Origin of the sequence: Caecibacter sp. AF58-12pH5A, assembly GCF_027681725.1 — a bacterium.
GTDB lineage: Bacteria > Bacillota > Negativicutes > Veillonellales > Megasphaeraceae > Megasphaera > Megasphaera hominis.
This window is the reverse complement of sequence record NZ_JAQDBC010000075.1, coordinates 1-2,150: the sequence shown is the minus strand read 5'-3', so window position 1 is coordinate 2,150 and position 2,150 is coordinate 1. Positions and strand designations below refer to the sequence as shown.

Annotated in this window: 2 protein-coding genes; both read right to left on the bottom strand. The window is 47.9% G+C overall.

Annotated elements, in window-relative coordinates:
• Window positions 1-578 precede the first annotated feature (578 nt).
• The gene (locus PGX44_RS13840) at window positions 579-1,628 is read right to left on the bottom strand and encodes a zinc-dependent alcohol dehydrogenase (protein WP_498855831.1); all 1,050 of its coding nucleotides are present in this window, start codon (window positions 1,626-1,628) and stop codon (window positions 579-581) included.
• 14 nt (window positions 1,629-1,642) lie between these two features.
• Window positions 1,643-2,068, bottom strand: a complete 426-nt coding sequence (locus PGX44_RS13835; RefSeq protein ID WP_498855830.1) for a hypothetical protein — start codon at window positions 2,066-2,068, stop codon at window positions 1,643-1,645.
• Between the last annotated feature and the right edge of the window lie 82 nt (window positions 2,069-2,150).

Sequence of the window (2,150 nt, the reverse complement as noted above, 5' to 3'; positions counted from 1 at the left end):
CACTACATGTTTATGGTACTAGTACGGCAAAGCCGGGAGAGAGGCCTAAAATAGCTTTCCCCACTGTATGGCCTTCCCTGGCAGGGAAGGCGTATCGTGCCCGTGTGCACGATACGGCGAAGCGCCCGGAAGCGTAGTATGCCTGTGTGCACACTACGCCGTAACTACTGCCTGATTAATCAGGCAGCCAATTAGTGGTCTTAACGTTGATGTAACAGAGTGAAGCCGGGAGAGAGGCCGAAATAATAACTACAACAGGATATGTATAAAATATCGTTTTCTGCAAGTACCCTCTCTCCCCGGTAACGCTGACGCTACCGGTACTCTCCCCTAGTAAGGGGAAAGCATACCTTTCATACATCCTTGACTTTTTATTTGTTTTTATGTAAAACATTGAATGTTTTTAATTTACGAAGCGTATGCTTTCCCCGCAAAGCGGGGAGAGTACCCGCTTTGCGGGGGAGAGAGGGCCAATAGAAAAATATAATGTTTTGTATAAAAATCAAATCAGATAAATACGGGCCACTAGAATGTACCCTGGTCCCCACTCTGCGGGGCAGAGAGGCCCCAGAAAAAAACTAAAACTTCACAACACCCTTCAAAATTGGATCCGTCCCCGATGCCAAGCGTTCCAAGGTTTCTTGTAACGATTCCAGCGGCACAATATCTGTCACGTAAATCTCCGGATCGATAATGCCCTTAGCAATGAGGTCAATGGTGCCTTCAAATTCGCTGCGCGTACAGGAAACGCTGCCAATGAGCCGCACCTCCTGCAACACTGCTCGATTGATGGGCACGGGAATGGTTTCCGTCATGCTGTTACCAATCATGACTACCGTACCACCGGGCTTCACGGCGTTGATGCACGTCGTCAGCGTAGCCTCGCTCCCTACGACCTCAAAAGCGATATCAAAACCTCCACCCGTAGCCGAACGCATGGCTTCTTCATAATCAGCCTCACGGCTATCGAAATACTCGTCGGCATAGCCGGCTTTTTTTGTCACGCCGATCTTCAAATCATTATTTTTCGACATAGCCACATAAGAAGCACCGGATTTCTTGGCGAGCTCGCAGATCATGTTGCCAATAATCCCCGTTCCGATGACGAGCACCTTATCGCCCAGCTTGATACCCGCCTTGCGGACTGCATGATAGGCTACCATGAGAGGATCGATGAGGCCGGCAGCTACATCGGAAACCGTATCAGGCAGTTTGTAGGCATTACTAGCCTTGCCGACAAATTTTTCTGCATAGGCGCCGTTGCAGACGAAACCGATATAATTCGTCCCATTCACGTCGCGGCACAAATGCTCCAAGCCAGCCTGGCACATATCGCATTTCCCGCAATACAAATTAGCCCAAAACACCACGCGGTCACCGACAACAAACGAAGACGTACCAGGATTCGTCACGACACCACAAAACTCATGGCCCATGATAAAATCAGGCAAAGCCTCCTTCGCCCAGCCCTTGCCAGCCTTCCACAAATGCACATCACTACCGCAAATCCCACAAGCAGACACACGAACCTCAATCTCCCCAGGCCCAACAACAGGCACAGGCACATCCTTCACAACAACCGTCTCAGGACCCGTAAGCACAGCAGCCTTCATCATTTCTGTATTCATAGAAAATCTCTCCTTTACAAAATCAATAGGTATGATGAGACTTTAGCATTAAAGTTAACGTTAAAGTCAAGCACTGTACAGAAAAAAGCGATAGAATTTCCAACACCACCTCTAGAAACCTTGCCAAACCGTGCTATAATATTAGTAGTAACAATCAATATCAATTGAATTGTACTAAATAGATTCATAAAGCAATGGCTTTCCCCAAGTGCCTTCCCTGGGAGGGAAGGTGTCGCCGTAGGTGACGGAAGAGTCGAAACCGGTAGCCCTAACGCGGATAGGCTGTAGCGCAGCGAAGCGATCGATAGAGGCTGAATCCACAAACCGTATTTCTCAAATCCAGATTCATGAAGCAGGCTTTCTCCAAGAATGGAGAAAGTGGTCGCGAAGCGATCGATAGAGGCTGAATCCACAAAACGATTACTCCAATCCAGAATCATGAAGCAATAGCTTTCTCCCTGCTGGGAGAAAGACCTGCTACCATAAGTCAAGGGGTCAACAATAATTTTTTAATTCTTTTGT